Origin of the sequence: Halorarum salinum (assembly GCF_013402875.1) — an archaeon.
GTDB lineage: Archaea > Halobacteriota > Halobacteria > Halobacteriales > Haloferacaceae > Halorarum > Halorarum salinum.
Map to the genome: position 1 here is coordinate 1723368 of NZ_CP058579.1, position 25711 is coordinate 1749078.

At 69.8% G+C, this 25711-nt stretch carries 22 protein-coding genes; 11 read left to right on the forward strand and 11 right to left on the reverse strand.

Going from position 1 to position 25711, the window contains the following annotated elements; translation table 11 throughout:
* Positions 1-10: 10 nt before the first annotated feature.
* Positions 11-784 carry an HpcH/HpaI aldolase family protein gene (locus HUG12_RS08305; RefSeq protein WP_179268313.1) on the reverse strand — a complete coding sequence of 258 codons (774 nt, stop codon included), beginning with the start codon at positions 782-784 and terminating at the stop codon, positions 11-13.
* Between the two features lie 440 nt (positions 785-1224).
* On the opposite strand from HUG12_RS08305, the gene HUG12_RS08310 reads away from it, so the two are divergent.
* On the forward strand, positions 1225-2403 hold the full coding sequence (locus tag HUG12_RS08310) for an enolase C-terminal domain-like protein (protein ID WP_179268314.1): 1179 nt from the start codon (positions 1225-1227) through the stop codon (positions 2401-2403).
* 219 nt (positions 2404-2622) lie between these two features.
* On the opposite strand, the gene HUG12_RS08315 is transcribed toward HUG12_RS08310, so the two are convergent.
* From HUG12_RS08315 to HUG12_RS08325, 3 genes are all read right to left on the reverse strand, one after another.
* On the reverse strand, positions 2623-3669 hold the full coding sequence (locus HUG12_RS08315) for a TAXI family TRAP transporter solute-binding subunit (protein WP_179268315.1): 1047 nt from the start codon (positions 3667-3669) through the stop codon (positions 2623-2625).
* 232 nt (positions 3670-3901) lie between these two features.
* Positions 3902-4144, reverse strand: coding sequence for a hypothetical protein (locus tag HUG12_RS08320; RefSeq protein WP_179268316.1), 243 nt, complete (start codon positions 4142-4144; stop codon positions 3902-3904).
* Positions 4145-4243: 99 nt separating this feature from the next.
* Positions 4244-6238 carry a TRAP transporter permease gene (locus HUG12_RS08325; RefSeq protein WP_179268317.1) on the reverse strand — a complete coding sequence of 665 codons (1995 nt, stop codon included), beginning with the start codon at positions 6236-6238 and terminating at the stop codon, positions 4244-4246.
* A gap of 126 nt (positions 6239-6364) precedes the next feature.
* On the opposite strand from HUG12_RS08325, the gene HUG12_RS08330 reads away from it, so the two are divergent.
* Positions 6365-7360 carry a 3-hydroxyacyl-CoA dehydrogenase family protein gene (locus tag HUG12_RS08330; RefSeq protein WP_179268318.1) on the forward strand — a complete coding sequence of 332 codons (996 nt, stop codon included), beginning with the start codon at positions 6365-6367 and terminating at the stop codon, positions 7358-7360.
* An 18-nt stretch (positions 7361-7378) separates the two neighbouring features.
* Here HUG12_RS08330 and HUG12_RS08335 read toward each other — a convergent pair whose 3' ends face one another.
* Entirely contained in the window at positions 7379-8158 is a 780-nt protein-coding gene (locus HUG12_RS08335) for an SDR family NAD(P)-dependent oxidoreductase (protein WP_179268319.1), read from the reverse strand.
* 163 nt (positions 8159-8321) lie between these two features.
* Between HUG12_RS08335 and HUG12_RS08340 the strand changes: the two genes are divergently transcribed.
* Together HUG12_RS08340 and HUG12_RS08345 are read left to right on the forward strand one after the other, a co-directional pair.
* Positions 8322-9113, forward strand: coding sequence for an SDR family oxidoreductase (locus tag HUG12_RS08340; protein ID WP_179268320.1), 792 nt, complete (start codon positions 8322-8324; stop codon positions 9111-9113).
* A gap of 69 nt (positions 9114-9182) precedes the next feature.
* Complete coding sequence (locus tag HUG12_RS08345; protein ID WP_179268321.1) at positions 9183-10127, forward strand: D-2-hydroxyacid dehydrogenase; 945 nt, start codon at positions 9183-9185, stop codon at positions 10125-10127.
* Positions 10128-10216: 89 nt separating this feature from the next.
* On the opposite strand, the gene HUG12_RS08350 is transcribed toward HUG12_RS08345, so the two are convergent.
* Entirely contained in the window at positions 10217-11557 is a 1341-nt protein-coding gene (locus tag HUG12_RS08350) for a DUF362 domain-containing protein (RefSeq protein ID WP_179268322.1), read from the reverse strand.
* 219 nt (positions 11558-11776) lie between these two features.
* On the opposite strand from HUG12_RS08350, the gene HUG12_RS08355 reads away from it, so the two are divergent.
* Both HUG12_RS08355 and HUG12_RS08360 read left to right on the forward strand, forming a co-directional pair.
* Positions 11777-12556 carry an enoyl-CoA hydratase/isomerase family protein gene (locus tag HUG12_RS08355; RefSeq protein ID WP_179268323.1) on the forward strand — a complete coding sequence of 260 codons (780 nt, stop codon included), beginning with the start codon at positions 11777-11779 and terminating at the stop codon, positions 12554-12556.
* 56 nt (positions 12557-12612) lie between these two features.
* Positions 12613-13599: a cyclase family protein gene (locus HUG12_RS08360; protein ID WP_179268324.1), complete on the forward strand. Its 987-nt coding sequence runs from the start codon at positions 12613-12615 to the stop codon at positions 13597-13599.
* A gap of 57 nt (positions 13600-13656) precedes the next feature.
* Here the strand turns inward: HUG12_RS08360 and HUG12_RS08365 are convergent, their stop codons facing one another.
* Both HUG12_RS08365 and HUG12_RS08370 read right to left on the reverse strand, forming a co-directional pair.
* Positions 13657-13857, reverse strand: coding sequence for a hypothetical protein (locus HUG12_RS08365; protein WP_179268325.1), 201 nt, complete (start codon positions 13855-13857; stop codon positions 13657-13659).
* An 84-nt stretch (positions 13858-13941) separates the two neighbouring features.
* Positions 13942-14994 (reverse strand): mannonate dehydratase, encoded by a 1053-nt coding sequence (locus HUG12_RS08370; protein WP_179268326.1) that lies wholly within the window; start codon positions 14992-14994, stop codon positions 13942-13944.
* Positions 14995-15204: 210 nt separating this feature from the next.
* Between HUG12_RS08370 and HUG12_RS08375 the strand changes: the two genes are divergently transcribed.
* Positions 15205-16437, forward strand: coding sequence for a mandelate racemase/muconate lactonizing enzyme family protein (locus HUG12_RS08375; protein WP_179268327.1), 1233 nt, complete (start codon positions 15205-15207; stop codon positions 16435-16437).
* 127 nt (positions 16438-16564) lie between these two features.
* Here the strand turns inward: HUG12_RS08375 and HUG12_RS08380 are convergent, their stop codons facing one another.
* Complete coding sequence (locus tag HUG12_RS08380; RefSeq protein WP_179268328.1) at positions 16565-18205, reverse strand: thiamine pyrophosphate-binding protein; 1641 nt, start codon at positions 18203-18205, stop codon at positions 16565-16567.
* 292 nt (positions 18206-18497) lie between these two features.
* Between HUG12_RS08380 and HUG12_RS08385 the strand changes: the two genes are divergently transcribed.
* The 4 genes from HUG12_RS08385 to HUG12_RS08400 all read left to right on the forward strand — a co-directional run bounded on the left by HUG12_RS08385 (position 18498) and on the right by HUG12_RS08400 (position 22705).
* On the forward strand, positions 18498-19439 hold the full coding sequence (locus tag HUG12_RS08385; protein WP_179268329.1) for a 3-hydroxyacyl-CoA dehydrogenase family protein: 942 nt from the start codon (positions 18498-18500) through the stop codon (positions 19437-19439).
* Positions 19440-19607: 168 nt separating this feature from the next.
* Positions 19608-20777: an enolase C-terminal domain-like protein gene (locus HUG12_RS08390; RefSeq protein WP_179268330.1), complete on the forward strand. Its 1170-nt coding sequence runs from the start codon at positions 19608-19610 to the stop codon at positions 20775-20777.
* Between the two features lie 62 nt (positions 20778-20839).
* A complete protein-coding gene (locus tag HUG12_RS08395; RefSeq protein ID WP_179268331.1) occupies positions 20840-21781 on the forward strand; it encodes a dihydrodipicolinate synthase family protein in 942 nt (313 codons plus the stop codon).
* 150 nt (positions 21782-21931) lie between these two features.
* Entirely contained in the window at positions 21932-22705 is a 774-nt protein-coding gene (locus tag HUG12_RS08400) for an IclR family transcriptional regulator (RefSeq protein WP_179268332.1), read from the forward strand.
* A 411-nt stretch (positions 22706-23116) separates the two neighbouring features.
* On the opposite strand, the gene HUG12_RS08405 is transcribed toward HUG12_RS08400, so the two are convergent.
* Together HUG12_RS08405 and xacF are read right to left on the reverse strand one after the other, a co-directional pair.
* On the reverse strand, positions 23117-24055 hold the full coding sequence (locus tag HUG12_RS08405; protein WP_179268333.1) for a dihydrodipicolinate synthase family protein: 939 nt from the start codon (positions 24053-24055) through the stop codon (positions 23117-23119).
* Positions 24056-24105: 50 nt separating this feature from the next.
* Entirely contained in the window at positions 24106-25551 is a 1446-nt protein-coding gene (xacF, locus tag HUG12_RS08410; RefSeq protein WP_179268334.1) for a 2,5-dioxovalerate dehydrogenase, read from the reverse strand.
* Between the last annotated feature and the right edge of the window lie 160 nt (positions 25552-25711).

Here is a 25711-nt window from a genome sequence, read left to right on the forward strand (position 1 = left end):
CGAACGTCCCCTAGCGGTCCGCAGCTTCGTCGTACAGCTCCAGCGCCCGCTCGTTCGCCTCCCGGAGGGCGGTCGTGTCCTTGCCGACGATCTGGAAGCCGAACCCCCGCTCGACCCGCTCGGGGGCGTCCTCGGGCCGGACGGTCAGCGTCCCGACGGGGACGTCCGCGGCCTCCCCGGCGGCGATCACGCGGTCCATCGCCTCCAGGAACGGCTCGGCGTCCCACTCGCCGAAGCAGCCGAGCGCGCCCGAGAGGTCGGCCGGGCCCGCGAACAGCGCGTCGACGCCGTCGACGGCCGCGATCGCCTCGGCGTTCTCCAGGCCCTCGAGCGTCTCGATCTGGGCGATGGTCACGAACGTCTCGCTCGCGCGCTCGACGTACGATCGGAAGTCGGAGCCGTACCCCGACGCGCGTCCCGACGCGATGCCGCGGGTGCCCTCCGGGGGGTACCGGAGCGAGTCGACGAGCGACTCCGCCTCCGCGGCGGTGTCGATCATCGGGACCATCACGCCGGAGACGCCGACGTCGAGGACGCGCTTGAGGTACACCGGGTCGTTCCACGGGACGCGGATGACGGTCCCCGCGTCCCCGCCCGCCGCCACGATCGCCCGGTGCATGTGCTCGACCGTCTCGAGCGTCGTCGTGGTGTGCTCGGTGTCGATGAGCACGAAGTCGAACGCGGAGGAGGCGCTCACCTCCGCGATCACAGGGCTGCCCGCCGAGACCCACGTCGCGGCGAGGTGGCGGCCGGACTCGAACGCCGCCTTCAACCGCTCGCTCATCGCTCCCCCGCGCCGTCGGGCCGCGAGCGTGGCCGGGTCGCGCGCGACTCCGCTCGCGCGGTCGCACCCGGGCGGTCGACGCTGCCGGCTGGTGTAACGTACATCGCTTCGGGGGTGAGTTCGTCCACTGTGATAAAGGTCTTTGCGTGGACACACCTCCGGGCCGGACCCGGCCGGCGCGAGCGTCGCGGCGGGAGTCGCCCGCCGTCGCCGGCCGCGACCGTCGGCCGGATGTGACTCCCTCCCAAAGGTTATGTGCGCGTCCGAACGACTCACGGTCGATTCCGGTCGGCGAGTCGCCCCGGCGGCCCTCCGGCCGCTGCGGGCGCCCGTCGACCGCGTCCGACCCCGACGGAACGGCCCGCTCGACTCGGCCCCCGACGCACCGGGGTCGGGGGAATCACCGGAGACGATCGACCGTCGCGACCGAGGAAACCAAGATGCAAATCAGCGAGATAGAGATCCACGAGTTCACCTACGAACTGGAGTCGGTGGGGACCGCCCACGGGCACCAGGTGTACGACCCGGACAGCACGCTCGAGACCCCCGCGTTCGTGCTCACGATCCGAACCGACGACGGCCTGGAGGGGCGGTATCGGAGCATCACGTTCGCGAAGTCGATGCTCGTCCAGATCGAGATGGCGGCCGCGGAGTTCCTCCTCGGCCGGGACCCGCTGGAGCGGGAGGGGATCTGGGAGGAGATCTGGCGCGGGTTCCGGCACACCGACCACATGGGGCTCGGACCCATCGACATCGCGCTCTGGGACCTCGCCGGGCGTCACTACGGCGACTCCGTCTCGAAGCTGCTCGGCGGCTACCGCGAGGAACTGCCGGCGTACGCGTCGACGTTCTTCATGGACGACGCCCCCGACGGGCTGAGCTCCCCGGCGGCGTTCGCCGAGTTCGCGGAGGAGTGTCTCGACGCCGGGTACCCCGCGTTCAAGATCCACGGCCACCCCGACGGGGACCCCGACGTGGACGTCGAGATCTGCCGCGCGGTCGCGGACGCGGTCGGCGACGAGATGGACCTGATGCTCGACCCCGCGAGCAACTACCGCACGTACCTGGACGCCAAGCGGGTCGGCCGCGTCCTGGACGAACTCGGCTTCTACTGGTACGAGGACCCGATGGCCGACACCGGTCAGAGCATCAACGCCGCGCGGAATCTGACGAGGGAACTGGACACGCCGCTGCTCGGGCTCGAACACGTACGCACGGGCCCGTTCGGACGCGCCGACCACATCGCGGGGGAGGCCGCGGAACTCGTCCGGGCCGACGTCCACCAGGACGGCGGCATCACGGGCGCGCTGAAGATCGCCCGCGTCGCCGAGGCGTTCGGGCTCGACGTGGAGCTCCACATCGGCGGCCCCGCGACCATGCACTGCATGAGCGCGATCCGAAACTCGAACTACTTCGAGCACTCGCTCGTCCACCCCAGCGGGGTCGACTGGATGAACCAGCTCGGGTTCGTGGGGTCGCCCGAGGCGCTCTCGGACGCGGGGACGGTCACCGTCCCCGAGGGACCGGGGCTCGGCGTCGAGATCGACTGGGAGTACGTGGAGGAACGGCTGACCGACCACAGCGTGATCGACAGCGCCGGCTCGGCGAACGTCGTGTGACGCGCCGGTTCGATCCCCACGACCTGACCGTCCGACGGTTTCCGGCCCGATGGTCTCCGAGCACCGCGCGGACGCCCGTCGTCCGTCGACGGGCGCAGGTCACGATCCAGTTCCGCCGGCTACGGATGCGGAACGGCGGTTCGTGGTCCGCACGGGGCGCTCGGGTCCCTCCCGGTCGACTCACGCCCGCGGTGAAAAACGGTCCGCGTCGACGTCGCGTTACTCGCCCCGTTCCAGGTCGTCCCGCCAGACGCCGACTTCCTCGTAGAAGTCCGCGGCGCCGGGGTGGACCGGCGGCAGCCCCTCGCCCTCGAGCGCGTTGACGAAGTACTCGGGGTTCTCCCCGTACGGGAAGAACGCGGGCTGGCCCTCCTGGACGCTCTCGTACTCGTCGTGGGCCACCTGCAGCATCTCGTAGACGGCCTCGTTCGGGACGTCCGGCGAGACGTAGTACTGGAAGAGGATCTGGTACCCCTGGATCTGCCCGCCGACGTCCTGATTGAAGCCGTACGAGTCCTTCTCGTAGTAGGGCACGAGCGGCGACGACTCGAAGACGTTCTTGAAGCTGTCGGACACCTCGACGGTGTGCAGGTCCGCGCGGGCGTCGACCTCGGCGAACCAGGAGGGGAGGTTGACCTCGTTGGCGCCGTAGCCCAGGATGGCGTCGATCCGGCCCTCCTCGACCGCCCCGGCGACGTCGCTCGTGTCGATGTTGACGACGTTCTCGGTCAGCTGCTCCTTGAGCTCGGGGTCCTCGTCCATGACCTCCATGAACATCGCCCTGGTCCCCCAGCCTGGCTGGAGCAGGTAGACGTTCTTGCCCAGCATGTCGTCGGTGGTCTCGATGCCGGAGCCGTCGACGGCGACGAAGAAGTCGTCGCGGACGAAGTAGCTGAAGCACTGGTACGGCACCTCCATCTCCTCCTGGAACGGGTCCTCCCCGTTCATCCCCTTTCGGACGATGTAGTTGGTGAGCCCGTACGCTTCGAGGTCGCCCTCGTCGTAGATCCGGATGCTCGGGGGGTCGCCGCCGGTGGTCTGGGTGTTCCATCGGACGCTGTCCGAGTGTTCGCGGAGGACGCGCTGGAAGGCCTGGGACGTCTGGAAGACGGTGGAGCCCTCGGTGGAGGAGCCGACGCGCATCTCGACGACGTCGTCGCCGTTGCCGCCGCCGTTCCCGCCGCCGTTCCCGTCGCCGTTGCCGCCGCCGTTCCCGTCGCCGTTGCCGCCGCCGTTCCCGTCACCGTTCCCGTCGCCCCCTCCCATACACCCGGCCATTCCGAGCACACCTAATCCAGCCGTTCCTTTTAGCATCCGCCGTCTCGTTCGAGATTCCTCTGGCATTGCGTATGTCACCATAGTTTAGGCGCTAATAAATGTGGGGGGGATTGTCACGGGCAACCGTGATTAGTAGCCGGAAGGCCGCGGATGCCGGCGGTTCAAGGGCGGGAGTCCCCGCTGCGGGCGGGGAAGACGCCGACGGAGGGCGGCGTGCCCGCTAGAACTCGAACAGCATGACGTCGAAGAGGAACGCGACGCTCCAGTAGGCGAAGATCACCGTGAGTACGGCCGCGAACGTGACCTTGACGCCCCGTCTCACCACGTCGAGGTTGTCCGGCCTGATTCCACTCGCCGCGGTCCTGAGCGAATCGCTGAAGCTATCGAGCCTACCTGCCAGGTCCTCCGGCCCTTCGGCGTCGGTTCGATCCGGGGCGTCGGCATCGGCGCTGTCGGACGTCATGGGCCGTGGTAGAAGCTCACACGGCTTAAACGTTCGTTTCCTCCGGGGCGGGCGTTCCGGGGCGCGAAACGACGGGCGGGAAAGTCGGCCAGAGACGGCTCAGAACCGACGGAGGATCGACGTGTGGACGCTCGTGACGTCCGTGTCGTTGACCGTCAGGAACTGCCACCCCATCAGGACCACGACCACGACGAACGTCCCCATCCGAATGAACTCGTTAGGCGATGCCATGATGACGATGCCGAGCACGGCGAACACGAAACTCAACGCGAGGTTGGCCGGTCGGCTCGTGAACGCCTTGCCGTAGTAGTTGAGCCCGTGGACGAGCGAGAAGGCGCCGAGCAGCAGCAGGGCCGAGGAGAGGAGTTTGTACGCGGTCAGCCCCTCGACGATTATTTCCGGGTTGTAGATGAACGCGAACGGAAGCACGAACAGGGGGGCGGCGATCTTGATCGCCTCGATCGCGGACTTCCAGAAGTTCGACCCCGCGATCCCGGTCGTCACGACGACGGCGATGGCGATCGGCGGCGTGATCCCGGACAGGATCGCCGCGTAGAAGACGAAGTAGTGGACGGGAAGCCGGGCCAGCTCGAACCCCTCGATGAGCGACGGCGCGACGAGCAGCGCGACGATGGTGTAGGCCGCGACCGTCGGCATGCCGAGCCCGAGAATCATACAGATGAGCATCGCGAGCAGGAGCGCGATGATGAGCACCCCCCCGGAGAGTTCCATCAGCGCGAGCGCGAGCTTCCCGGGCACGCCGGTCGTGACGAGGACGTCCACGATCGCGTTGATCGCCGCGACGATGACGGCGATCGGCGCGAAGATGAGCGCACCGTACTTGAGCCCGCTCAGCGTCTGTTCGAACACGTCGAGGACGGACGTCTCGTTCCACCCGAGGAGCCGCTCGAACATGGGGAACGTGATCCCCGTCAGGAACATCGTGACGGACGTGTACAGCGCCGCCGACATCACCGTCCACTGTGCGACGCCGAGCGTGTAGAGCAGGACCACGAAGGGGATCGCGAGTTTGACGGTCTCGGACAGGAACGCCGGACCCGACTTGCGTTCCCCCACGTCCGCGTCGTCCCCGATGGTGAGGCCGGTCTGGATGTCCTGGTTGATCGCGGCGTAGTGGACCGCGATGGCGACGGAGAGGTAGAAGACGAGCGCGGGCACGATCCCGGCGAGCACGACGTCGATGTACGTGATCCCCAGGATCGACGCCATGATGAACGCGGCCGCGCCCATGACCGGCGGCATGATCTGCCCGCCGGAGGACGCGACGGCCTCGACGCCCGCGGCCGTTTCCTTCTTCATGCCCGCGTCCTTCATCAGCGGGATGGTGACCGACCCGGTCATCGCGGCGTTCGCCACCTGGGCGCCGTTGATCGACCCGATGGCCAGGCTCGCGACGACCGCGGACTGTGCGATGCCCGACTCGACGAACTCGGACACCCTGAACGCGATCCGCATCACGTAATCGAACGCGCCGTACCCGTTCAACAGCCCGGCGTACAGCAGGAACAGCGCGACCCAGGCGGCCACGATGCCGCTGATGGAGCCGAAGAAGCCGCTGAAGTCCATGACGAACACGTTCAGGATCCGATCCATCGTCAGCCCGCCGTGTCCGATGATGCCGGGGAGGTGCGGCCCGAGCCAGGCGTACAGCCCGCCGCCGGCGATGACGGCCAGGAACGCCATCCCGAACGCCCGGTAGATCAGGTAGAACATGGCCAGCGTGAACATGAGCGCGAGGACGTACTCGTGGTGGTACGACGTGCCGCGCCGCATGAACAGGAGCTCATCGAAGTTGAGGATCAGGTACGTCGTCGTCACGACGACGATGCCCAGCGTGACGGTGAGCAGGTAGGTGTCGACCACCTTACGCTCCTCGATGGAGTCGACCATCTCGTTGAGCACGTACATCGAGAACGCGAGCCCGAACAGCCCGAGCGTGTACAGAATTCGTTCCCACTGTTGCGTGTACGCGTAGTAGATCGCGACCCCCCAGAGTACGATCGAGAGCACCGTCAGTAGCTTGTCGATCGCTACCGCAGGCCCAAAACTAGTTCCCGATTCGTGTTCGGCCATGGAGTCCATATGGATTATTCACCGAGATAAATGTTGTGTGGGAAACCGAATCGACGGCGCTCGGTTTTCCGGCGCCCGGACGCCCTCCGAGAAACGGTTATGCACGGGGGTTCCGAACGGACCCGCATGGTCGAGACGAACGGCGGGGCCGACGCCGACCCGGTCCGACGGGTCGCGGTCGTCGGCGCCGGCACGATGGGGCACGGGATCGCCGTCGCGTTCGCGGCCGGCGGCCGAACGGTGCGACTGTTCGACGCCGACGAGGCGGCGCTCGACGGGGCACGGTCCGCAGTCAAGAACGCGGTCTCGACGCTCGTCGGGCACGACGCCGCCGAAGCCGACGCGGCCGAGTCCGTGCTGGACGCGATCGAGTACGAGCCGTCGCTCCCCGACGCGGTCGCCGACGCCGACCTCGTCGTCGAGGCGGTGCCGGAGGACCTCGCGATCAAGACGGAGACGTTCCGGCGGGTCGAACGGGCCGCCCCGGCCGACGCCGTGCTGGCGTCGAACACCTCATCGCTGTCGATCACCGAGCTCGGCGACGCGGTCGACGACCCGCGTCGGCTGCTCGGGACGCACTGGTTCCACCCGCCCCACATCGTGCCCGTCGTCGAGGTCGTGAAGGGCGAGGGGACGGCCGACGGGCCCGTCCGCGTCGTGCGGGAGGCGCTGGAGGCGATCGGCAAATCGCCCGTCGTCCTCGAGAAGGAGGTGCCGGGGTTCATCGGGAACCGGATCCAGTCCGCGATGGCCCACGAGGCGTGGTCGCTCCTGCGGGAGGGCGTCGCGAGCGCGGAGGACATCGACACGGCGGTCAAGGGGACGTTCGGGTTCCGCCTGCCCGCGCTCGGCGTGTTCGAGAAGGGCGACCACTCCGGGCTCGACGTTCACGCCAAGGTGCTCTCGGGGCTCCTCGACGAGATCGATCGCGGGACGACCCCCGCCGAGTCGCTGACGCGGCTGGTCGAGGAGGGGCGCTACGGCGCCAAGACGGGGGCGGGCGTCTACGACTGGAGCGACGTCGACGTGGAGGCGGCGACCGACGAGCGGGACCGTCAGCTACTCTCGCTGCTCGAGGTCTACCGCCAGCGGGAACGGAAGGCGCCCCCGCTGGAGGAGTAGCCGCCCGACGGGGCCGTGTCAGTACGTGACCTTCCCGGCGGTCACGTTCACGCTCTGGCCGGTGATACGGTCCGCGGCGGTCGAACAGAGGAACGCCACCGTCCCGGCGACGTCCTCCGGCTCGACGAACTCCTCGCGCGGGCTGCGGGCCGCCTTCTCCGCCTCGACCTCCTCGAACGACCGGTCGGTGGCGGCCGCCTGCCGCTCGATCACCCGGTCGATCCGCGGGCCGGCGACCGAGCCCGGACAGATCGCGTTCGCGTTGACGTCGTGTGGCCCCCCTTCGACGGCCAGCGTCCGCGTGAGTCCGAACAGGCCGCTCTTCGAGGCCGTGTACGGCGCGCGGTACGGGACGGGCCGTTTGCCCGACGCCGAGGAGACGTTGACGATCCGCCCGTACCCCTGCTCCTTCATCGGGCCCATCAGCTCCCGACAGAGCAGGAACGGGCCGCGGAGGTTCACCGCCATCGTCGAGTCCCACTCCTCGGGGGTGACGTCCTCGACGGGGTCGGTGGGGCCGGCGATGCCCGCGTTGTTGACGAGCACGTCGATCGATCCGACCCGAGCGGTCGCCTCGGCCACCCCGTCCGCGACGTCCTCCCGATCCGTCACGTCCATGCGGACACACGTCGCCTCGCCTCCCCGCCGTTCGATATCGCGTTTCGTCTCGGCCGTGTCCTCGTCGTCGATGTCCGCGACGACGACGGCGAGTCCCCGGTCCGCCAGTTCCCTACAGATCGCCTCGCCGATGCCACGCCCGCCGCCCGTGACGAGCGCCGTCTCCCCGTGTAGTTCCATGCCCGAACTCTGCCGGCGGACGTGATATAGTTGTTTGGCCCGGGCCGTTCGACGGACCCGCGGCGGCGAGGTCACCCGTCGGAACGGCGGTCAGTCCGTGCCGCGGCACTGTGACCTGTTATCACGCTACAATATATATGCCGCCGGGAGGAACACTCCGCCCATGGATCTAGAGATCCAGGGTAACGCGGCAGTGGTAACGGCATCGAGCAGCGGGCTCGGCAAGGCATCGGCGATGGCGCTGGCGGAGGAGGGGGCGAACGTCGTCATCAACGGGCGGGACGAGGAACGGCTCGACCGGGCGGTTTCGGACGTCGACGCGGCCGGCTCCGGGACCGTGGTCGGCCAGCGGGGGGACATCACGGACGAGGACGACGTCTCCGCGCTGGTCGACCGCGCGCTCGACGAGTTCGGCGGCATCGACCACCTCGTCACGTCCGCCGGCGGCCCTCCGAGCGGCTCGTTCATGGACACGACCGACGAGGACTGGAACGACGCCCACGAGCTGCTCCTCATGAGCGTCGTCCGACTCATCCGCGAGAGCGCGGAGCCGCTTCGGGCGGACGGCGGCGGGACCATCGTCAACATCACCTCCCGCAGCGTCAAGGAGGCGATCGATCCCATCGTCCTATCGAACTCGGTCAGGATGGGGGTCGTCGGCCTCGAGAAGACGCTCTCGCGGGAGTTCGCCCCCGAGGTGCGTGCGAACGCCGTCCTCCCGGGCCCCCACGAGACCTCGCGCGTCGAGAACCTCGTCGAGGACGCAGTCGGGCGGGGCGAGTACGACTCCTACGAGGAGGGGATCGCCGACCGCGCCGAGAGCATCCCGGTCGGCCAGCTCGGCGACCCGACGGGGCTCGGCAGGACCGTCGCGTTCCTCAGCGCGCCGAGCTCGGCGTTCATCAACGGGACGACCGTGACGGTCGACGGCGGGCTCGGCCGGGCGACGCTGTGACCGCCGGTTGACCGACCGCGTCGACCCCGAGCGGCACCTCTTTAATGGGCGCACGCATCGTCTCCGTTCATGCCGACCGTCATCGTACGCCACGATCTGCCAATCGCGGACGCGCTCGCCGACCGGCGCGAGGACCTGACCGTGCAATCCGCCGGGACGACCGACGAGGCGAGGGAGCTCCTGGCCGACGCCGACGCGCTCGTCATCAACCCGTCGAGCTGGACGGACGAGCTCCTCGAGCCCCTCCGGGAGGGTGACTGGGTCCAGGCGACGAGCACCGGCTACTCGGCGTTCCCCGTCGAGGAGTTCGAGGCGGGGGGCGTCACCTTCACCAACGCCACCGGGAACTACGGGGCGCCCGTCGCCGACCACGTTTTCGCGCTCGCGCTCGGACTCTCCCGGGGCGTCGCCTCCTTCGCCCGCAGCCAGGGCCGCGGGGAGTGGGATCGCTCCGAGGGGAGCCGGCTGTTCGACCTCGAGGGTCGGACGATGACCGTCGTCGGGATGGGGGACATCGGGGAGAACGTCGCCAGGCGGGCGCTGGGATTCGGCATGGAGGTGTACGGCACGAAGGGAACCCCCGACGAGTACGACGGCCGTCTCCCGTCCGAGCGCGTGCTCGCCCCGGATGAACTCGACGCGGTCGTCGACCGGACCGACCTGCTGGCGCTCACCGTCCCGCTCACCGAGGCGACCCGCCACCTCGTCGACCGCGAGACGTTCGCGGCGCTGCCCGACCGGGCGCTGCTGGTCAACGTGGCGCGCGGCCCCGTCGTCGACCAGGAGGCGCTGATCGACGCGCTCGAGTCGGGCGAGATAGCGGGCGCGGGCCTGGACGTGTTCGACCCGGAGCCGCTTCCGACTTCGTCCCCGCTCTGGGGGATGGAGAACGTGATCGTCACCCCCCACGTCGGCGGCCGCTCGCGGGACTTCGTCGACCGGTTCGTCGACCTCTTCCTCCACAACTACGACCGCCGGCGGACCGACGACCCGCTCAGGAACCGGATCGCCTAGGGGGTCGGACCCCGGATCGACGAGTGCCGTCGTGAACCGGGTTCGGACGACGGCACGGCCCGAATGGCGGGGACGCGGCGGCCGAGCGGCTACTCGGGGGGGACGGGCGAGGGCGCAGCCAGGTCGCCGTCCTCGAACTCGACGGGCTCCGGTTCGGCGACGACGCGGAGGTCGTCGCGCTCGCGCGCCTCCTCGACGAGCGCTTCCGAGGCGTAGAGCCGCTCGAGGTGCATCGTGTCGGTCGCGCGGAGCATCCTGAGCTCCCCCGGTTCGCGGACGCCGACCGTCGAGATGCAGGCGACGATGCCGGCCCGGTCCGTCTCGACGGTCGCGGGAATGCGGGCGTTCTCGACGCTCCCGGCGGTCACCGTGTTGACGACCGTCTTCTCCACGTCGAGCGCCGACAGCAGGTCGCGGTGGATGAAGTCCGCCTGCCCCACGCCGGTCGCGTTGCCGTGGGAGGCGTCCGTGAGCGACCGGGTGTAGATCCGGCGGACGAACGGCGTCTCGGGCGAGGGTTCGTTGAACGGGAGGATGCGCCCGGTCACGTTCGTGTCCATCCCGGAGCCGCTCACCTCCTTGCCCTGCCGGTCGAAGACGACGACGTCGAGGTCGTCGAACGGGAGCTGGGGCATCATGTCGTAGGCGGCCTCGAGCAGCTGGGCCTCGCGATCCAGGAACCCGGACGGGGGGACGCCCTCGAGGAGGGTGGTGTCGTCCCGCTGGTTCTCGACGATCGCGATCCCGCCCGCGACGGGCAGCTCCGCGAGGAGGCGCTCGGTGATCTCGGGGATCATGTTCCGGAAGCTCCAGTCGAGCGCCCACTCGTGGGCCGTCTTCGCGCCGCGCTGCTTCCCCATCCCGATGACCAGCATCTTCGAGAGGCCGCTCTCGACGTCGCCCTCGAACATGGTGTGGGGTTTGATCCGGTTGATCGGCACGATCGCGTCGGCCTCGTGGGCGTTCGCATCGACGAACACCGGCACGTCGCGGTCCGGCGTGCGGCCGATCTCGACGACGTCCATCGTCGCCCGGATCTCGCAGTCCACGGCCGCCTCGGTGACGCCGAGCGCCTCGAGCACCTCCCGCTGTCCCGCCGGGGTGGCCCCGCCGTGGCTCCCCATGGCCGGGAAGAGGAACGGCTCGTAGCCGGCCTCGCGCACGCCCGCGACGGTCCCGCGGACGATCGCCGGGAGGTTCGCGAGCCCCCGGCTCCCCACGCCGATCGCGACCGTGCCGCCCTCGGGCACGTCGCCGAACGCGAGGTCGTCCACCGCCTCGCTCGCGGCCGACTCGATCCGCCCCTCGGGGATGGGCGCGGTGTCCCACACCTGCTCGATGACTCCCATGTCCGGGACCGCTCTGTCGCCACAGACGTTCCTGATCGTCTCCTCGGTGACGATTCGACGCTCGTCGTGCTGGGCTGCCATACGTTCACACGACCGCAGTCGGTCATAAAGGTACCCTCGCGTCGCGCCGGGGGCGACTGGAGACCGGCACGTCCCGGTCCGTGGGCGGGCCCGTCGCGGCCCCGCCGCTGGGCGCGCCCGCCGCGTCCCGACTCGCCGTCGCACGTATCCTGAAGTGGCTGCGGGACGGGTTCCGAACGTCCGTCGAGTTCGGTCCCGAACCGACCGACGCCAGCCAACATGTACGAGGACATCCGATACGAGACCGAGGACGGCATCGCGACCGTGACCATCGACCGGCCCGACGCGTACGACGCGTTCACCCATCGGACGATCCGGGAACTGAACGCGGCACTGGCCGAGAGCGAGGCCGACGACGGCGTCGACGCCCTGATCCTGACCGGCGCGGGCGACGGGTTCTGTGCCGGCGCGGACGTGACCGAGATGCCCGACTGGGGCGACATGGGCCGGGACGAGTACGCGCGGTTCCTCCGGGACGTGCAGTCGGTGGTCCGCCAGCTCCGGACGAACGCCGTCCCGAGCGTCGCCGCGGTCGGGGGCCCGGCCATCGGGGCCGGCTGCGACTTCGCGCTGGCCTGTGACGCCCGGGTGATCGCCCCCGACGCGTTCCTCCGTGAGGGGTTCGTCCGGGTGGGACTGGTCCCCGGGGACGGCGGGGCGTGGCTGCTCCCGCGGCTCATCGGGGAGTCGAAGGCGAAGGAGTACCTCCTCACCGGCGACGACATCACGGCCGAGGACGCCGTCGACCTCGGACTGGCCGTCGAGCGGTCCGCGACGCCGCTCGCGGCCGCGCGCGAGTTCGCCGGGCGGCTCCTGGACCGGCCGAGGGTCGCGGTCCGTCGGACGAAGGAGCTCGCCAACCACGACGGGCCGTTCGACGAGCACTGCGAGCTCGCCATCGAGCACCAGTGGGCGTGCGTGCGCGACCCGGAACACGAGGAGGCGGTCGCGGCGTTTCGGGAGGAACGGGACCCGCAGTTCGACCGGGAGTACCGCTGAGCGGGCGGCGAACTGTCCGCCGGAATCGTTTACTACGCCCCCTCGGTCTAGCGGCCATGGGATACGAGGACATCTCGAGCATCCTGGCGGACGCGCCGGACAACTGGGGGACGTGGGGCGAGGACGACGAACTGGGTGCGGTCAACTACCTGACCGAGTCGGCGGTGCTCCGCGGCGTCGCGGCCGTCGAGCACGGCACGACGTTCACGCTCGGGCTCCCGGTCGGCGGTGACGGGGGCGACCCCGTCTGGCCGAGCCGGGACGAGACGGGCCACTACATGCTCCGCGACAAGGGACACGTGGAGTCCGGGAAGGTGTCGCGGGAGGCGTTCGGCAACTGGGAGAACTCCGACGACGTGCTCCACATGTTCAACCACGGCACGACGCACGTGGACGCCCTCGGGCACGCCTGGTACGACGAGTCGCTCTACAACGGCTTCGACGCCAACTCGACGAAGGGCGGCCTGGACCGCTGTGGCGTCGAGCACATCGCCGACCACGGCGTCGTCGGGCGGGGCGTCCTGCTCGACGTGGCTCGCCACCGGGACGTGTCGCATCTGGCCCACGGCGAGCGGATCACTCTCGAGGAGCTGCGGGAGTGTGCGGACGCCCAGGGCGTCGACCTCGAGAAGCGGGACGTGCTCATCGTGCGTACGGGCGCGATGGAGCTGTTCTACCGGGAGGGCCGGGAGGCGTTCTACGGGGAGTACGGCGTCGTCGACGACGGCGACCGGGTGCTCGACGAGCCCGGCATCACGTACACCGAGGCGCTGGCCGAGTGGTTCCACGACATGGAGATCCCGTTCTTCGGCACCGACACGGTGACCGCCGAGCAGACGTTGTCGGAGGAGACGGGCACGCGGAACCCGCTTCACGCGGCGTTCCTGCGCGACCTGGGCGTCGCCATCAGCGAGATGAACAGGCTCGACGAGCTCGCGGACGCCTGCGCGGACGACGGCTCGTACGACTTCCTGTTCGTCGCGGCGCCGCTGCACGTCGTCGGCGGCTCCGGCGCCCCGGCCAACCCCGTCGCGATCAAGTAGCGCGGCCGGTCGCGCCCCGGCTGTCGGCGTCGCCGGTCGACGGGTCCGGGCTCGACCCTACGACTCCCAGCGCTCGGGCGCGACCCCGGCCGCGGCCACGACCCGCGGGTAGCCGAAGCCCACGACGAGTGCGACGATGACGCCCATCCACAGCGGCACCGAGGTTCCCGTCCGCTCGATCGTCTCGACGACCAACAGGATCAGCCCGATCAACAGCGTGTAGTGAAGGACGAGATACGAGGTGGCGCTCCGATCCATGACTCCCACTCCCGAACCGACCGGGAAAACGGTATCGTTCGCCTCGACGGCTGATCCGCGAACCGTGGGCGGTGCCGGTTCGGATTACGGCGCGCGAATGGCGCTCAACAACCCGCGGAGGTAGCCGGCCGTGAACCCGCGGGCGCGGTGGCCCCAGTCGGTGTCGTCGTGCATCTCCGGGACGTGATCGGGGATGACGATCCCGTCGAACCCCGCGTCGACGAGCGCCGACATCACCTCGTACTCGTCGTAGTTCCCGCAGTCGACGAACGTCTCGTTGAACGACTCCGCGGTCCCCTCCACGTCGCGGAAGTGGACGAAGACGACGTCGTCGGTCTCGCCGAACTCGCGGACCACGTCGGCCACGTCGACGCCCATCTCCGAGAAGCAGCCGAGACACAGCTTCAGCCCGTGGTTGTCGCTCGGGACCGTCTCCATCGCGCGCCGGAAGCTCTCGACGTTCCGGAACAGCCGCGGGATGCCGCCGAGCGACTCGATGGTCGGCGGGTCGATGGGGTGCAGGGCGAGCGTCACGCCGGCCCGTTCGGCGACCGGGAGGATCTCCTCGAGGAACGCCTCGTAGTTGTCCCACAGTTCGGCCTCCGAACACTCCCGGTCGAGGGCGGGGTCCGACGCGCCCTCGACGGCGTCGAGGTCGAAGTCGGTGCCGCGGGCGTCCCCGCGCAGCCGCGTGGTCCCGGTGCGCATCGGGACGACGCCCCGCGGGTTCCACTGGTAGCCGAGGACGGGGAGGCCGGCCTCGCCCATGTTCTCGATCAGCTCCGCGATCGCCGCCACCTGGTCGTCGCGTCCCTCCCGCCCGAACTTGACGTCGCCGTAGCTGTTGTACCCCAGCGTGTGGATCCCGGCGAGGCGGACGTCGTGGGCCTCACACGCCTCCCTGAGCGAGCGGAGGTACGCGACCGAGGGAACCTCGTCGGGGCCGAGCGGGAGGCGGCGGTCGGTGTCGGTCCGGTCGCTCTCGTCGTCGAACACGTCCCCGCCGGTGCCGCCGCCCGGCTCGACCGGGTTGACGAAGACGTCGCTGACGCCGAGCTGGCGGACGTAGCGGAGCCGTTCGTCGGAGAGCGTGTTCGTCCGGAAGCCTACGCGCGGCGGGAGCGACTCTCGGTCCATACCCCACGAGGGTCGAAAACACATATAGGCCTGGTGGTGCCTGCAGTTACCGGTCGAGGTCGCCGTAGACGAGCGGTCGTCGCCGGGTGGTCGTTGCCGCGGAGGAGCCGCCACTGGGTGGCCGTCGTCGCCGGGCGGGCGGAGGTCGGGACCCGCCGGGGCGATGGTTTTATGCGACCGGTTGACGGCGGTGTTCCTGTACCCGACATCATGTACGAGGACTTCGCGACCAAGCTGGCCACGACCATGTGGGGCGATTACGACCGGACGCCCGGGCGCGAGACCGACGCGCCCGAGATCACCGACCTCTCGACGGTCGTCGTCGACGGCAACTTCCCGTGGACGATCGTGACGATCGAGACCGACGCGGGCGTCACCGGCATCGGCGAGTCGTACCCCTCACCCGGCGTCCACGAGGTCATCACGGACTACCTCCGCCCCGTGCTGGTGGGCGAGAACCCGCTCGACGTCGAGCGGCTCTACCACCTCATGCGGGAGAGCCTCTCCGGCCGGGGCTCCCAGCAGGGCATCGGGACGATCGCCATCAGCGGCGTCGAACTCGCGCTGTGGGACGCCGCGGGCAAGTACCTCGACCAGCCGGTGTACCAACTGCTGGGCGGCAAGATGCGCGAGGAGGTCCGGATCTACGCCGACTGCCACGCGGGCGAGTCGATGGTGGATGCGGCCCTGGAGGGCCAGTCGGCCGAGACGTACCGCCCCGAAGCGTACGCCGAGGAGGCCCGTGACGCGGTCGACGAGGGGTTCGACCTCATCAAGTTCGACCTCGACGTGCCGTCGGGCGCGGAGATCCAGACCAAGTCGCGCCACCTCACCGAAGCCGAGGTCGAACACAAGCGGCGGCTCGTCGAGGCGGTCGCCGACGAGGTCGGCGACGAGGCCGAGTACGCGTTCGACCTCCACTGGAACTTCACGGTCGAGTCCGCAAAGCGGGTGTGTGACGCGATCCAGCGGTACGACCCGGCGTGGGTGGAGGATCCGCTGCCGCCGGAGAACACCGAGGCGATGGCGAACCTCGCCTCGAAGGTCGACGTGCCGCTGTTGACCGGCGAGAACCGGTACGGGCGACACGGCTTCCGGGACCTGCTCGAGCAGGGGGCGGTGGACTTCGTCGCGCCGGACGTGCCGAAGACGGGCGGGATCGCCGAGTCGAAGAAGATCGGCGATCTGGCGGACGCGTACTACTGCCCGCTGACGCCACACAACATCGGGAGCCCGGTGGCGACGATGGCGGGCGTCCACGTGGGCGCGTCGGTGCCGAACTTCCTCGCGTTGGAGTTCCACGCGCGCGACGTGCCGTGGTGGGAGGACCTGGTCCGGCGGTCCGAGCCGCTGATCCAGAACGGTCGCATCACCGTCCCCGACGCGCCGGGGCTGGGCATCGAACTCGACTGGGACGTCGTCGAGGAACACCGCAAGGAGTGATTCGACCCGGGGGCGCCGCGTTCCGACGCCTCCGCCGTCGCGGCGTCGTCCCGTTCTCTCGGCGCCGCCACACTGCGTAGCCGAGTTCGACACGCCCGAGCCGAGCCGATCCCGGCCGCTCGGCCCGTCAGCGCGTCATGAACTCGCCCGCCTGCGGCTCGTACGGGTCCGTCGGGATCTCGACGAGCGTGGGTCCGGCGTCGAGCGCCTCGCGGGCGGCCGCGACGATCTCGTCGGGCGTCTCCGCCCGGGCCGTGCGCATCCCCATCCCCTCGGCGATGGTCGTGCAGTCGAGCGGCGCCCGCGTCCAGCCGTACTCGCCCCTGTCGAGCGCGTACGAGCGCTCGGCCTCCTCGCTGATGATGGCGTAGTCGTCGTTGTTGAACACGAACACCGCGACGTCGAGGTCCTCCGAGACGATCGTGTGGAGCTCCTCGACGCACATCATGAGCCCGCCCTCCCCGGTGAACGCGACGACCGGCTGATCCGGGTTCGCCGCCTTCGCCCCGACGGCCGCGGGCACGCCGAGCCCCATCGACGCCCAGGAGCCGGGGTTGACGTAGTCCCGGGGCTCGTAGGCGGGGAACGCCATCAACGTCCAGATGCGCGACCCGCCCGCGTCCGCCGCGACGATCGTCTCCCGCGGCAGCGCGTCACGGAGCGCGGTCAGCGCGCTCACCGAGGTGAGCGGCGCCTCGGAGACGGCTCGGAGCTCGGCCATCCGCTCGGCCTCCGCGTCCCTGACGGCGCCCGCGCGCGCCGCCCCGTCGCCGCCGGCGAGCGAACGATCGCGCAGTTCCTCGTCGAGCGCGGCGAGCACCGGGCCCGCGTCGGCGACGATGGCGACACGCGGGTCGTAGCCCCGCCCGACGTCCGAGGGGGTCATCGTCACGTGCACGAGGTCCTCGGGGAGGTCGTAGGACCACTGCTTCGTCCAGACCGCGTCGAAGTCCGTCCCCACGCCGAGGACCGCGTCGGCGCTCTCGAGGCAGTCGACGAGTTCGGCGCTCGTCCCGCCACAGAGCACGCCCGCCGAGAGCGGGTGGTCCTCGGGGAACGTCGCCTTCCCCTTGTACGTCGTCGCGACCGGGGCCTCCAGCGTCTCGGCGAGCGTCAGGAGTTCCCCGCTCGCGTTCCCGGCGCGGACCCCGCCGCCGGCGACGATCACCGGGTCGCTCGCGGCGGCGAGCACGTCGCTCGCGTCCGCGATCTCGTCGCGCGGGAGCTCGGGGGCGGCGCCCGGTTCAGCCCGCTCTGCCGCCGCGAGGTCGACGTCCGTCGGGATGAAGTTCTTCGGGATGCCGACGCGCACCGGCCCCTTGGGCGCCTCCCGCGCGATGGCGATCGCCCGCTCCAGTTCGGCGATCGTGCTCTCGGGCGTCTCGACGGTGACGTTCTCCTTGACGACGTTGTCGTAGGTGTCCGGGGGCGTCTCGTGGATGCCGTCGCCGCCCCGCACCTCGGGTTCGGTCTCCACGGCGACGTGGAGTAGCGGCGTGCAGTCGTTGAGCGCGTTCTTCAGCCCGTTCATCGCGTTCATGTCGCCGGGGCCGGGGATCACCACCGTCGCGGCCATCTCCCCGCTCGTCTCGGCGTACCCCCACGCCTGATGTGACACGTTCGTCTCGTGTCTCACCATCACGAACCGGATGTCATCCCGTTCGCTGATGCTCTTGTTCAGCGGCAGCGTCTGCTTGCCCGGGATGCCGAAGATCGTCCCGATTCCGTTGGAAGTGAGACAGTCGATGATCGCATCACTCGTTCTCATAATCCTACCTCTGTCACCGTCGTTTGTCGTAATAATTGTTCGGTTGTTCACCCCCGCGTTCGGGGGATCCGCCGTCGTCTCGCGCCGCGGTCCGCCGTCGGTCGCCGTGGTCGACCGTCCCTCGTCGGTCCCGCGCCGCCGTGCTGCACCTGCTCGCCAAACTCGGTCGCCGCTCCGTCGCGTCGCCGTTCTCGACCGCCCTCCGCGCTTTGCCGGTCCTCGGCGTGGTGCCGCCGCTCCCTCCGTCGCACGGAAGATTATTGGTGGTACACGGGCTCGACCCAGCCACACCATGAGACGACGGGTATCGGTCATCGGCGCGGGCAACATGGGCCAGGGGTTCGCGGTCCACTTCGGACTCCACGACCAGGACGTGACGCTCGTCGACCACCGCGAATCGAACCTCGAACGGGCGACAGCGCGCATCCGCGACGCCGCCTCGGGACTCGCCGCGGAGGGGCTCACGGAACGATCGCCCGGCGACGTCCTCGAGGGGATCACGTTCACGACCGACCGGGACGCCGGCGTCTCCGGGGCGGACGTCGTCCTCGAGACGGTCCCCGAGGACCTGGAGCTGAAACGGGAGGTGTTCGCCGCGGTCGCGGCGGCCGCGCCCGACGACGCGATCCTCGCGTCCAACACGTCCGGCATCCCGATCACCGATCTCGCGAAGGCCGTCCCCTCGGCCGCGGGTCGGGTCGTCGGCTGCCACTGGTGGTTCCCGCCGTACCTGCTCGAGCCGGTCGAGGTCGTCCGCGGGGCCGGGACGACCGACCGGACGATGGAGCGGATCCGCGCGTTCGTCGAGGACGTCGACCGGCGGCCGATCGTCGTCGAGCGCGACGTCCCCGGGTTCGTCTGGAACCGGGTCCAGAACGCCGTCATCAGGGAGTGTCTCCACCTCGTCGAGGCGGGCGTCGCGTCGATCGAGGACGTCAACGCCGCGGTCCGGGACGGCTACGCCCGGCGGACGTCCGTCATCGGCCCGTTCGAGACGATGGACATCGCCGGCGTCGACCAGTTCGAGACCGTCGCGGCCCACCTCTACCCGCACCTGTGTGACGACGACGAGCCGAACGACGCGTTCGCCGAGCACCTGGAGGCGGGCCACCTCGGCGTCGAGACCGGCCGGGGGTTCTTCGAGTACGACGAGCCGGCCGAGGCGGTGATGCGGCGACGCGACGAGCGGCTGGCCGCGCTGGATCGCCGTTTCGACGCGATGCAGTCGGAGTGACCGGCGAGCGCCGGCCGGCGGGGAACCCGGTCCGACGGCGGGCGGAACCGAGCCCGAACGGGGACCGACCCGAACCCGCGTCCCGTCCGGCCGAGGCGGGCCCCGCCCGCGACGGTCGGGTTCGCCGTAATCAGTATCTTTTTTCGCGACGTTCGTGAGTGTACCCCCGTGTCACCAGAGATCACACGGATCGAGTCGACGGAGTTCTCCTACGACATCGAGGACGTCGGCTACAGCCCGAACGGCTTCAGCGTCGTGTACGAGCCGGGCGCGACCAACGAGCGGAAGCTGTTCGGGATCAAGGTCCACACGGACACCGGCATCACGGGCGAGTACGTCGGCGGCAACTCCCCCGCGGCCGCACAGATCAACATGTTCGCGGACTACCTGATCGGGAAGAACCCGCTGGCCCGCGAGAAACACTGGAGCAACATCAACCGGGCGCTGCGCAAGTACGACCTGATGGGCATCGGCCCGGTCGACATCGCGCTGTGGGACTTCGCGGGCAAGTACTACGACGCGCCCATCCACGAGCTGCTCGGGACGTACCGCGAGCGGTTCCCGGCGTACGCGTCGACCTACCAGGGCGACGAGAACGGCGGGCTCGACTCGCCGGAGGCGTTCGCCGACTTCGCCGAGGAGTGCCTCGAGATGGGGTACGGGGCGTACAAGATCCACGACTGGGGCGGCGACTGGACGGACGCGGACAGGACCGTCGACACCGTCCTCGAGGTGGGCGGGCGGGTCGGCGACGAGATGGACCTCATGCTCGACCCGGCCTGCGAGCCGCCGACGTTCGCCGACGCGGTGAAGATGGGCAAGGCGTGCGACGAGGCCGGGTTCCTCTGGTACGAGGACCCCTACCGCGACGGCGGCGTGTCCCAGCACGGCCACCGGAAGCTCCGACAGCTCATCGACACGCCGCTGCTCCAGACCGAGCACGTGCGCGGGCTCGAGGCCCACACCGACTTCATCGCGACCGAGTCGACCGACTTCGTCCGCGCGGACCCGGAGTACGACGCCGGCATCACGGGCGCGATGAAGATCGCCCGCGTCGCGGAGGGGTTCGGGCTCGACGTGGAGTTCCACGCGCCCGGGCCCGCCCAGCGGCAGTGTCTCGCGGCGATCCGGAACACGAACTACTACGAGATCGCGCTCGTCCACCCGGACTGCCGGAACAACCAGCCGCCGGTGTACGCCGACGGCTACTCGGACTTCCTGGACACGGTCGACGACGACGGCACGGTCGGGGTCCCCGAGGGGCCAGGGCTCGGCGTCGAGTACGACTGGGAGTTCGTCGAGGCGAACAAGACGGGCAGCGTCCACGTGTACGAATAGGCGCTCCCCTCCCCTCGCCGGCCCGCGAAGCTTTATCACGGGGTTGACCGATGCTACGGCCCATGGGCTTCGATCAGCTGAAGGCGAACCTCCGCGGCGTGGCGTTCACCAACCCGACCCCGTTCTCGGCGGACGGAGCGGACGTCCGACACGACGCGCTGGCGGAGAACACGCGCCACGTGGTCGACGCGGGCGGGCGGGTGCTCATCCCGTGCGGGAACACCGGCGAGTACTACTCGCTGACGGACGACGAGCGCGTCGCGGTCGTCTCGACGACCGCGACGGCGGCGGGCGAGGACGCGTCGATCGTCGCCGGCGCGGGCGGCAGCACGAAGGAGGCGATCGCGCTCGCCGACGCCTACGAGGACGCAGGGGCGGACGCGATCATGGTGATGCACCCGGTGCACACCTACCAGCACGAGGCCGGGCTCCGCGAGTACTATCGGGCGATCGTCGACGCGACTGACCTGCCGGTCGTCGTCTACAAGCGCGGGCCGGAGGTAACGGCGGACCTGATCCGCGAACTCGCCGCCCACGAACGGGTCGTGGGCGTCAAATACGCCGAAGACGACGTCGCGGCGTTCGCGAACCTCGTCGCCTCGGTCGACGCGGACGTGGTCTGGTCGAACGGCATCGCCGAGCGGTACGCGCCGTCGTTCGCGATCGAAGGCGCCGAGGGGTTCACCACCGGCATCGGGAACTTCCTGCCCGGGGAGGTGCTCGCGCTCATGGACGCCATCAGGCGCGAGGACTGGGCGCGCGCTCGCGAGTTGCGCGACCTGCTGGCGCCCTACGAGCGGCTCCGCCAGGGGACCGGGCCGGACAACGAAATCCGCGCCGCCAACAACGTCCCCGGCGTGAAACGCGGCATGGAGCTGGCCGGGCTGTACGGCGGGCCCGTCCGGGAGCCGCTGGCGTCCCTGTCGGCGGCCGACGCCGAGCGGGCCGAGCAGTATTACGAGGCGGCGAAGGCGGAGGCCGGAATCGACCGGTCGGTCGTCTGAGCGGCCCTCCACGCGGCGACGTCCGGCCCGTCCGATGGGTTCGGGTCTGGAGAACGGCCGATACCGAAAACCGCTCGCCGCCGGCTGACCGCCGACCGGTCCGTTTGGCTATGGGGAACACCTTTGTATCTCCGGATGTGAGGCTCTCGCATGACCGACACCCCACTCGAAGCGGACGTCCCCATCAGGGCGACCCAGCGGTCGATGGCGATCGTCGAGGAGATCATGCGACGCGAGCGCGCGGGCGTGACGGAGCTCGCGGAGTATTTCGGATTCTCGAAGAGCACGATCCACGACCACCTCACGACGCTCGTCCGGTTGAAGTACCTTCGCCGGGAGGGTGACGAGTACGCGGTCGGGTTGCGGTTCCTCAGCCTCGGCGGGCACGCGAGACAGCTCGAGGAGCTCTACGAGATCGCCAAGCCGGAGATCGACGACCTCGCGGCGGAGACGGGCGAGGCGGCGAAGCTCGTCGTCGAGGACGCCGGCCGCGGCATCTACCTCTACCAGGCACGCGGCGGGCAGGCGGTCCAGACCGACTCACACGTGGGGATGCGGGTGTACCTTCACTCATGTGCGACGGGCAAGGCGATGCTCGCGTACATCCCACGCGAGCGCGTCCGCGAGATCGTCGACGAGTACGGGCTGCCGGAGTGGACCGAGCACACGATCACCGACGAGGGGGAGCTGTACGAGGAACTGGACGCCATCAGGGACCGGAAGATCGCGATCGACGACGAGGAGCGGATCCGCGGGCTCCGCTGTGTCGCGACGCCGATCATCCGGGACGACGAGCTCCTCGGGGCGATCAGCATCTCCGGGCCGACGAAGCGGTTCGACAACGACGAGTACGTCGACGAGATCTCGGACCTCATCAGGAACACCGCGCGCGTGATCGAGATCAACGCGAAGTACACGACGTAGCGGGTTCCGCTATGGAGAACGCATCGTCCGGTCGGCCGTTCGTCGGAATCGGGGTCATGACCAGCGTCGAGTCCTGCGGTTCCGGAGCGATCGTCCGGCCGTCGCCGTGGCCGTCGCGACGACGACGCGTTCGTCGTCCGTCTCGGATGCCGTTCGAACGGCCCACGTACCTTACACTCGTACGATCGTCACGGAGACTGGGCCGTCCCCTCTCAGATTTCATTACAGTCGTATGGGTGTAATGTATCGCCGTAGTGGGTGGCGTACAACGGGCGTTCGGAAGCGGGCGAAGCAATCCGTTCCCTATAGCGGAACGGGATGTCGGACCCGATTCGTGCGGTCTCCCACGACGGTGCTCGCCAGTAGCGACCCACGCGCGACCGACGGAGAACCCGGACCGGCGCGACCGGCTCAGCCGACGAGCCGGTCGACGTCGTCCTCGAGCGCTGCGTACAGTTCCTCGGCCTCCCTGACTTGCTCCTCGGCGAGCGGGCGGATCGGCTCCCGGACGGAGCCGCCGTGCAGCCCCGCGAGGTCGAGCCCCTGCTTCACGGCCGGAACGCTGATCGCCCCCGGGATCTCGTTACCCTGGCCGGTTCCGTCGCGGAACCCCTGGTACGGCAGACAGGCGTTTCGGAGCGCCCGGGCGCGCTCCCAGTCGCCGTCGGTGAGCGCGTCGAACAGCGCGAGGCCGACCTCGGGGCGGAAGTTGCTGACGCCCGCGGAGAACCCCTCGGCGCCCTCGGCCCAGAAGGAGACCGCGAACGGCTCGGCGAGCCCGTTCACCCAGACGACGTCGTCGTCGCCCGCGGCGACGCCGGCGCCGAGTTTCACTCCGTCGGGGAGCGCGTACTTGATCCCGATCACGCCGTCGACGCGCGTGAGGTCGCCGAGGTAGGCGACCGACGGGTCGAACCCGCGGACGTACGGGACGAGCGGCCGGTCGGTGGCGGCCGCGAGTTCGCGGTAGTACCGGAGCAGCCCCGCCTCGTGGAGGTACGTGTGGTCCGGCGGCATGATCATCATCGCGTCGGCGCCGACGTCCTCGTAGCCGTCGATGAGTTCGCGCGCGTCGGCCGTGCTCCCGCCGACGCCGGCCAGGACGCACGCGTCCGCGGGGAGCGCGTCCACCGCCGTCTCGACGACGTCGACCCGCTCGGTCCGGGAGAGCGAGTGGTACTCGCTGATGTTCGCGGACGCCATGAACAGGCGGATCCCGCCCTCGTAGAGCGCGTCCGCGTTCTCGCGGAGCTTCCCGTGTTCGATCTCCCCGTCCGCGTCGAAGGGGGTGAGCAGTCCGACCGCGACGCCCCGCAGTCGGTCCCGTATCCGATCGGCTGACAGCGGCATGGTACGCCTCTGGTTCCGCGGACGCGATAAAACCACCGGCACCGCCGGGCTCAGTAGTCGACGTACACCGTCTTCGTCGTGGTGAAGAAGTCGAGTCCGGCGTCGCCCTGCTCGCGGTACGTGTTCGTCGAGGAGTCCTTGTACCCGCCGAAGGGGACGTGCAGTTCGACCCCCGTCGTCTTCTCGTTCACCTTGACCACGCCCGCCTCGGCCGCCTCGATGAACCGGTTCGCCTCGGAGAGGTCCCGCGTCACGATGCTCGCCGAGAGCCCGTAGTCGACGTCGTTGGCGACCTCGACGGCGTCCCCGAAGTCGCTCGCCTTCATGACCACGAGCACCGGGCCGAACACCTCCTCCTGAGCGATGCGCATCCGGCTCTCGACGTCGGAGAAGACCGTGGGTTCCACGAAGTGCCCGTCGTCGTACTCGTCGCCCTCGAGTTCGGCGCCGCCGGTCTCGAGCGTCGCGCCGTCCGCGCGGGCGACGTCGACGTACTCGAGCGTCGCGTCGAGCTCGCTTCGGCTGACGTGCGGGCCCATGTCCGGGTCCTCCAGCCCCGGGCCCACCGTGAGCGACTCGGCGTACTCGGCGATCGCGTCGACGAACTCGTCGTACACCGCCTCGTGGACGATGGCGCGCGAGCAGGCGGTACACGACTGGCCCGTGGTGCCGAACGCGCCGACGCCGACGATCTCGACCGCCCGGTCGAGGTCCGCGCTCGGCATCACCACGGTCGGGTTCTTGCCGCCCATCTCGCACTGCACCCGCTTCATGTCCGACGAGGCGGTGCGGGCGACTCGCGTCCCGACCGACGTGCTGCCGGTGAACGAGACGCCGTCGATGCGTTCGTCCTCGGCCAGCGCCGCGCCGACCTCGCTCCCCGAACCGGTGACGTAGTTCGCCACGCCGTCGGGGAGCCCGGCCCCGTCGAGACACTCGAAGACCTGCCGCGTCACGTTCGGTGCCGCCGTCGCCGGCTTGATGACGACGGTGTTTCCGGTCGCGAGCGCGGGCGCGAGCTTCCACGCCGGGATCGCGATGGGGTAGTTCCAGGGCGTGATGAGCCCGACGGTCCCGAGCGGCTCCCGCCGCGTCCGCAGCGTCGCGTTCCTCCCGCTCGGGGCCTTGGCCGTCCCGCCGAGGTCGCGCGCCTTCTCGCCGTAGTACGCGAAGACGTCCACCGCGCGCCCCACTTCGCCGGCGGCCTCGCTGCGGGTCTTGCCCTCCTCCCTGACGAGCGTCTCCGTGATCTCGTCCTCGCGGTCGGCGAGCGCCTCGCTCGTCGCCCTGAGCACTCGACCGCGTTCGGGCGCCGGCGTGCCGGCCCACTCGTCCTGCGCGTCGACGGCGGCGCCGATCGCCCGCTCGGCGTCGGCCCGCGTCGAGGCCTGGTACGTCCCGACGACCTCCGCGGTGTCCGCGGGGTTCCGGACGTCGAACGTCTCGCCGCTCTCGGATTCGATCCACTCGCCGCCGACGTAGTTCTCGTACATCATCGGTCGCGTGGTTCCGAGTTCGTCCTTCTCCTATACCAGCATTGTGGTCGATGCGAGCGAGTCACACGAAACTCGCACGCCCGGTCCGCGGGGTCGAGGTCTCGGAACGCCCTCGAACCGGCTGAGTTCCCCTCCGCCCCCGTCGACGTGCCGGTTGCAG

Bases quoted from the DNA above. Each gene is read 5' to 3' on its own strand.
- HUG12_RS08395 (WP_179268331.1), top strand. From the start codon at position 20,840: ATGGGCTTCGATCAGCTGAAGGCGAACCTCCGCGGCGTGGCGTTCACC.
- HUG12_RS08325 (WP_179268317.1), bottom strand. From the start codon at position 6,238: ATGGCCGAACACGAATCGGGAACTAGTTTTGGGCCTGCGGTAGCGATC.
- HUG12_RS08330 (WP_179268318.1), top strand. From the start codon at position 6,365: ATGGTCGAGACGAACGGCGGGGCCGACGCCGACCCGGTCCGACGGGTC.
- HUG12_RS08305 (WP_179268313.1), bottom strand. From the start codon at position 784: ATGAGCGAGCGGTTGAAGGCGGCGTTCGAGTCCGGCCGCCACCTCGCC.
- HUG12_RS08405 (WP_179268333.1), bottom strand. From the start codon at position 24,055: ATGCCGCTGTCAGCCGATCGGATACGGGACCGACTGCGGGGCGTCGCG.
- HUG12_RS08365 (WP_179268325.1), bottom strand. From the start codon at position 13,857: ATGGATCGGAGCGCCACCTCGTATCTCGTCCTTCACTACACGCTGTTG.
- HUG12_RS08360 (WP_179268324.1), top strand. From the start codon at position 12,613: ATGGGATACGAGGACATCTCGAGCATCCTGGCGGACGCGCCGGACAAC.
- HUG12_RS08315 (WP_179268315.1), bottom strand. From the start codon at position 3,669: ATGGGAGGGGGCGACGGGAACGGTGACGGGAACGGCGGCGGCAACGGC.
- HUG12_RS08355 (WP_179268323.1), top strand. From the start codon at position 11,777: ATGTACGAGGACATCCGATACGAGACCGAGGACGGCATCGCGACCGTG.
- HUG12_RS08310 (WP_179268314.1), top strand. From the start codon at position 1,225: ATGCAAATCAGCGAGATAGAGATCCACGAGTTCACCTACGAACTGGAG.
- HUG12_RS08385 (WP_179268329.1), top strand. From the start codon at position 18,498: ATGAGACGACGGGTATCGGTCATCGGCGCGGGCAACATGGGCCAGGGG.
- HUG12_RS08370 (WP_179268326.1), bottom strand. From the start codon at position 14,994: ATGGACCGAGAGTCGCTCCCGCCGCGCGTAGGCTTCCGGACGAACACG.
- HUG12_RS08375 (WP_179268327.1), top strand. From the start codon at position 15,205: ATGTACGAGGACTTCGCGACCAAGCTGGCCACGACCATGTGGGGCGAT.
- HUG12_RS08380 (WP_179268328.1), bottom strand. From the start codon at position 18,205: ATGAGAACGAGTGATGCGATCATCGACTGTCTCACTTCCAACGGAATC.
- HUG12_RS08320 (WP_179268316.1), bottom strand. From the start codon at position 4,144: ATGACGTCCGACAGCGCCGATGCCGACGCCCCGGATCGAACCGACGCC.
- HUG12_RS08345 (WP_179268321.1), top strand. From the start codon at position 9,183: ATGCCGACCGTCATCGTACGCCACGATCTGCCAATCGCGGACGCGCTC.
- HUG12_RS08340 (WP_179268320.1), top strand. From the start codon at position 8,322: ATGGATCTAGAGATCCAGGGTAACGCGGCAGTGGTAACGGCATCGAGC.
- HUG12_RS08335 (WP_179268319.1), bottom strand. From the start codon at position 8,158: ATGGAACTACACGGGGAGACGGCGCTCGTCACGGGCGGCGGGCGTGGC.
- xacF (WP_179268334.1), bottom strand. From the start codon at position 25,551: ATGATGTACGAGAACTACGTCGGCGGCGAGTGGATCGAATCCGAGAGC.
- HUG12_RS08400 (WP_179268332.1), top strand. From the start codon at position 21,932: ATGACCGACACCCCACTCGAAGCGGACGTCCCCATCAGGGCGACCCAG.
- HUG12_RS08350 (WP_179268322.1), bottom strand. From the start codon at position 11,557: ATGGCAGCCCAGCACGACGAGCGTCGAATCGTCACCGAGGAGACGATC.